The organism is Flavobacterium aquidurense (genome assembly GCF_002217195.1).
Classification (GTDB): Bacteria; Bacteroidota; Bacteroidia; order Flavobacteriales; family Flavobacteriaceae; genus Flavobacterium; species Flavobacterium frigidimaris.
Window position 1 is genome coordinate 20,440 of sequence record NZ_MUGR01000041.1, and the last position, 7,080, is coordinate 27,519.

The 7,080-nt window shown below is 36.5% G+C and carries 1 protein-coding gene; it reads left to right on the forward strand.

The window, feature by feature from the left end; translation table 11 throughout:
• Positions 1 to 957 precede the first annotated feature (957 nt).
• Positions 958 to 7,080, forward strand: a 6,123-nt coding sequence (locus B0A67_RS20060) for an immunoglobulin domain-containing protein (RefSeq protein WP_455423287.1), incomplete at its 3' end; no start/stop codon positions are given.

Sequence of the window (7,080 nt, forward strand, 5' to 3'; positions counted from 1 at the left end):
ACCATTTTTTGCTTAAAAGTGTAGGTTTTTCTGATGTTTTAACGGTTTTTATAATTTTAAGTTTCCTTTAAAACTAAAATAATAAGAATTTTACAGTTGTTTTATATTTTACTTTTTTCTAATTTTAAAATACCAAAGTTAAACAAAGTACTTTTTTTAACTTTTAAAAACGCTTGTCAACAAAAACAATTTGATTGCATTTTTTTATTAAAACGAATTATAGTTTTTGTATTTACTGAAATTTCAAATTAAAGATTTAAATCGTAACTTAATTATATTGCTTATGGAATTGACTTCTACTCTCCTTATCAAGTTTGCATTAATTATTCCTGTTATTTTAGTTTTGTTTTTTATCTGTTTGAGAATAATTAAGTTTATTTCGAAATCAGTTTTTCATGTAAGTGCAAACTTTTCACAACAATTTTTTAGTTACATCAGTTTTTTATTTTTGAAGCCCAAACGGAGTCTTTATTAATAAAGAGCATTTTTTGCGTTCAAATTTATTTAAACTCAAAATGGTCTCTTGTTAAAAATAATGTATTCAATTTTTAGAATTCAATTCTAAAGGAACAAAGTTTACAGATCGCCTAATCAACGTTCTATAAATATTGAATCATACTATATATTAAGAATTTCCCCAGTTCTACTCAACTTAAATTTTCTTTTATGAAAATTAATTCTACAACAAATCACTCCTCCTGGAAGATTGATTCAGATCAATATTTCCTGAATTTTTTCGGACATTTTTTATTCTCTAGGAATAAAAACTGCTCTTTGGTATACTTCGGTATACGCAATACGACATGATTTTTTTATTAAATGCAGTTTACATTCTTAGTATACTACGGATTTAAATTTCATTTTAATTAGTTGATTTTTAACGTTTTTTAAAATTGCCTAAGCATACGTGCTTATCGCAACAGGTATTTTATTGTCCATTTTCTAATCTTCCAAATTATGAAAAAAAATTTTACTTTTTATGATCTCATCGTTAAGAAGAGATTGTTGGCTTTATTGGTTTTATTGCTGTTTTGCAATATAAATTATGCGCAGACTTTTTGTAGACCAATCTCACATACAGTCAATAGTGGAGGTGGTATTTGTATAGGATTGAACGTAGATTCTCCTGCCAAAGCATATGATCAGGATTTAACTTCTTACACAACAATGGTAATGGGTATTAGCGTTGGTTGTTTTGCAGAAGAAACTTTAAATTTTGATCAGATTGCGAAAGCGGGAGATCAGATAGTTCTTTATTTGGGTGATGGTAACCCATTATTAAGTGCAGGATTATTGTCAAATTCAACTGTTCAGGCGAAGCTTTCTGGTGCAGATGCTGGTGATCCTGTTGCTCTTAATGGATTAATAAATGTTCAACTTTTAGGAGGTACTAATATTCAAGTTTTTAAATTTACGCTGACTAAAGATGCAAATCAGATAAAGATTAGAACCAGCGGAGTTGTTTCTTTATTAAATAGTTTAAGAATATACGATGTGCGCTTGCAATTCGCAAGCCCTGTTATTACGGGAGGAAATACACAAACAGTGTGTACAGGGCAATCTATTGCGCTTGCAGCTACTGCGGCAACAGGTACAACTGTATCTTGGTATGATTCACCAACCTCTACTGCTGCACTTTCTACTACTGGTAATTATACTACGCCAGCCTTAACAGCTACAACAACTTATTATGTAAGTACTTCACGAAGCCCTGGTTGCGAAAGTGATGCGCGAATACCTGTAACTATAAATGTTCTCAATCCTATAAAACCAGCCGTAAGTACTGTAGGAACTTCAATCTGTTCTGCAGGAGCAACACAGGCAACTACATTATCAGTGATAAATCCGGTATTAGAAACAACTTATTCCTGGTATAACGTGCCGACTGATGGAATAGCATTAAATACGGGAAAGGGAGATACTTACTCGCCAACTGTGCCTGTAGGTATTTCTACTTTTTATGTAGAAGCGTCCATTGGAGCCTGTAAGTCTGCCCGTACACAAGTAACTGTTACTTCGACTCCGGTTCCGGGGCTTGCTACGATATTAACGCCTAGTGTAACTATACTTTCCGGGCAAAATGCCACTTTAAATGCTTCTACAACTGAACCAGGTGTTGGTTTAGATTGGTATGAAACTACTACAGGTGGAACAAAATTATTAGCCAATTCTACTACTTTTACAACTCCTATTTTAACAGCAAGTAAAACCTATTATGTTGAATCTGTTAATACTGTAGGGGGATGTGTAAGCGCAACAAGAGAACCTGTTACGGTAACCGTTTTACCAGTAGCATTAGGAGGATGTCTGGAAGCCAATAGCCAACAAACTGCACAAAACGGAATTTGTTTGTTATGTTCTACAACATCTCCTAATAATTCAGTAGACGGAAACAGTAATACAGCAGCAAGATTAACTCTTACGGCTGGTTTGTTAAACGGTTGGATTCAGCAAACCCTTCAATTCAATAATCCGGGAAAAGCAGGTGATATTGTAGATGTTGATTTAGAATTACCGGTTGGTATTGCTGATCTTTCTTTATTAGGTGGTGTGAGTTTAGCCACTTATAATGGTGCCACTTATAATGGAGACAGAACCTTTATCAATAATGCGTTGGTTACTTTAAGAGTACTGGGAGGAAACAAATTCAGAGCAAGTATTGTTGCCGGTGCAAATTTTGATCGTGTCGAGATTAGATTAGGTAGTTTGGTTGCTGCAGTAACCAGTTTAGATATTTATCAGGCAACGTATAGATATAAAGCACCTGCAATTACAGGGAACACTACAATTTGCGGTGGACAAACTACAACCTTGACAGCTAATTTAGCTTTGGGCGAAACAATCAAATGGTATGATGCTTTATCTGGTGGAAATTTATTAAGTAGTACAGCTTCTTTGACAACTTTACCGCTAACTGCTAATACAACTTATTATGTAGAAGTTACTCGCAATGGTTGTGTAAATAGCGAAAGAAATCCTGTTGGGGTTACAGTAAATAACCCTGTTGCTCCAACGGTAGTTTTTGGAGGTCCGTCAAATTTATGTAGTGGAGAATCGACAACAATAACAGTAGATACGCCAGTTGCAGGTACGACTTATAGATGGTACAATGCAAATTCTGGCGGCAATTTATTGTTTACCGGAACTAGTTTTACAACACCAGCTTTGACAGCTTCTACAGATTATTATGTTGAAGCTGTAATTGGAAATTGTTCAAGTACCCGTTCTCAGGCTTCAGTGAATGTTAACCCGTTACCTCCGGTTCCAACTGTGGCTGTAACAACAGTAATTGTTCCTTCTGGTCAAGTAGTAACTTTGCAAGTTACGAATCCGGTCGTAGATGTAGCGTATGAATGGTATGACGCTGCAACAGACGGAACAAGATTATTTATTGGTACTAGTTTTACACCATCTCCAGCATTAACAGCTAGTAAAACATATTATATTTCTGCTAGAAATAATTTTAATTGCGTAAGTAGTACTAGAACAGCAATTAATGTTGTAGTAACACCTCCAGCTCCAATTACTAATTGTTTACAAGCTAATGGACAAGCGATTTCAACAAGTGGAATTTTGTGTGTAGGTTGTGGAGCTGCATTGAATACGGAAGGACTATCTGTAGATGGAAATTATAGTACAGCAACAAGGCTTCTAAATCCTGTGGGAGTAGATGGCTATGTACAACAAAGACTTACTTTTGCAAATCTTGGATTTGCAGGAGATATAATTGAAGTTGAGTTGGGATTACCAACGGGAGTTTTGGATATTGGTCTTCTTTCTTATATAAGTTTACAAAGCTTTAATGTTGGAGTAGATAATCCAGATACAGTTTCTATTAATAACCTTTTGAATATACAGCTTTTAGGAGGAAATCGTTTTAGAGCTAGTTTTGTAGCCGGAGGTGATTTCTCAGGAGTTCAGGTACGTTTGGGAGGAGTTCTATCTTTATTAAGTGAATTAGATATTTATGGCGCTTCATTTAAATTTAAAGAAGCAGCAATTACAGGTAATACAGTTCCAATTTGTTCTGGGGAATCAGCAACGTTAACAGCTACAGTTACTGGTGGAGATACAATTAATTGGTATGATGTAGCAAGTGGTGGAACTGCTTTAGATTCAAACACAGCAACTTATAATACAGGCTCGCTTACAACAACAACAACCTATTATATAGAAGCTGTAAGAGGAATATGTGTTAATAGTGTTCGTCAGCCAGTTACAGTTACGGTATTACCAATTCCAACAGCAGCAGATATTACAATTGCAAGCCCTTTGACAGCTTCTTGTAATGGAAGTGTAGTATTGGCTCCTACATCTGCTTTGGCAGGAGCAACATTTAAATATTATTTAGATCAAAATAAAACACAAGCTGCGGCGGGAACTATAGATCCTTCAACGGGAGCTTTAACCATTAGCGGGCTTACTTCTGCTAATCCTACTTATACTTATTATATATCTGTACTTAACGGAGGAGCTTGTGAAAATATAGACGGAACATTAAAAGAAGTTATTGTAAATTATCCTGCAGGTTCAAATTTAACGGTTGCAAGTCCATTTGCAGGTTGTGCTAAAGTAAACCTAAAAGATGCTATTACAAATTTTGATACAACAGGAAATACAACTTATACTTTCTTTGATTCAGCCAATAATCCAATTACAGATGCTGTTGCTGCTAATATCACCGCCACTGGTAATTATTTTATTCAGGCTCAGACAACTGGCGTGGCTTGTCCATCTGTAAAGTTACTAGTAGAAGTTAATGTAAATCCTCTACCGACATTAACGGATGTAACCAGTTCAATTGCGGTTACAAAAGGTTCTTCGGTTAGCTTAACTGCAACATCAAACGGAACAATTGCATGGTATGATCAACAAGGAAATTTAGTGTCTTCAAGTAATTTGGGGCCTCTTAATACTGTTGGTATCTTTACTTATACTGTAATAGCAACTTTAGGAAACTGTACTACAAGTCAGATAGTAACAATAAGTGTTATAGATCCTGCTTCTTGTGATGCATTACAAGAAAGAGTATATGCTGATTCTCAATTAAAAGGAACAGTTATTAGCGGAACGGTAACAAACGAGCTTTTGGCAGTAGATAAAGATCCTGCAACATATTCAACAATAACAACTGGTTTTGGGCTTTTAGGTATTGGTACTACTTGGCAAAATCTACAATGGCCAACTACTATTCCTAAAGGAACTCCCGTAACTGTTAAACTAGGTTTACAAAATATTTTGCTTGCAGTAGGGGAAAGTATTTCCGTAATAGGTACTAAGCGTAACGGGGGGGGAACCCCAATTGATATTGGAACTTTACAATCGGTATCAAGTTCACTAGTGAAATTATTGCCAGGCCAAAACTCATTCGAATATACATTTGTTCCATCTAATACAGCTGGAGTTCAGGATTATGATGGTATCAGAGTTCAGTTAGGATCTATTGTAAGTCTGGCACAAAATGTTAATGTTTATGATGCTTACTATAAAAAAGAAGTGACGCAAATAGCATGTGGACAAGGTGATATCGAAGATGTTTTCTCTGGCGTAAAAGACTTAGGAATTGGGGTGTTAACCGCTACGGTGGGCGTTTCTGATCCATGGAATGTAGCTGATAAAGATGTGGCTACCTATGCTACCATGTTTAATGGAGTAGGAGTACTTGCTGGTGCTGAATTAACCGCAACTTTTCGAACACCATCTATGGTGGGAGATAGTTTACGCATTACGATTTCAAAACCAGGAACTCTTTTAAATGTTGGCGTGCTTGCAGGATTCCGAATTCAGCTTTATTCAGGAAATATTGCTGTTGGTGCACCAATACAAGGCAATGATAATACAGGTTTGTTGACTCTAAAACTGCTTTCCGGAGATACTATGGCTATGACAATTGTTGCGCCTCAGACACAGCCCTATGATAAAGTAGTGATTACTTTAGCTGCTGCTGTTAATGTTTTAGATCAGCTTAGAGTGCACACTATTGACCGTGTAACCAATACTAAAGTAGAAGGATCAGATGATAATAATAAGATAACCGTCTGTCCGGGTGCGACGATTACGCTCACAGTCCCTACAAAATCTTGTGCAGGTTATGCCTGGTACGATACGCCAATAGGAGGGAATCCTGTAGCAAGCGGTCAAAGTTTTACACTTCCGGCTACGTTAGCGGCAGGTACTTATAAGTATTATATTCAGCCTATTCGTTACGGTTGTGCAGCTCTGGAAAGAGGTGAAGTTACGGTAGTAGTTAGAGCAACTACTCCTGCAGATGCAATAGCAAACGTAACAATAAACGGAACTAATGGTACTATTGTTTGTACTGAAGATGGTACAGTAACCCTGGCTGCAGTTTTAAAACCGACACCAGCACTGACTACTCCGGTGTATCAATGGTTTAAGTTTGATGGTACAGGTCAGGTCGCTCTTACAGAAACAACATCGACATTAGCATTAACAGGATTAACTCCGGGAACTTATACCTATTATGTAGGAGTTAGTTCAGTTGAATATTGTGAAACGGCAGTAGCAGATAGAAAACAAGTGACATTTACTATTTTGCCAAGTTCTCTTGCAACAGATATTAATGTAAATAATGCTTCTGTTTGTCTCGGAACTAGTGCTGTATTGACACCAACTAGTACGTTGGCAGCCCCAATTTTCTTTTGGTATTTGGATGCTAATAAGACTCAGCCAATTCTTAATGGAACAACTAGTGGTGTAACTTATGCAATTAACGGAACGACAGGAGCCTTAACAGTAACAGGTTTAACAGCTGCAATGAGTCCTGTGTCTTATTACGTAGCAGTTGCAAGTATTAGTACTTGTCCAAATAAAAACGGAGAGCTTCAGGTTGCTACTGTAATAGTTAATGATCCTCCAACTCCAACTTTAGTAACTGCCGGAACACAAAACTTCTGTTTGGTTGATGCGCCAACTTTTGCAAGTGTTCAATTTAACGAAACAAATATTGTTTGGTATACAGCTTCGATAGGAGGAACAGCAATTCCGTCAACTACAGTGTTGACAAGCGGAACTTATTTTGCTGCATTAAAAGATGCCACAACAACTTGTGAGAGTTCA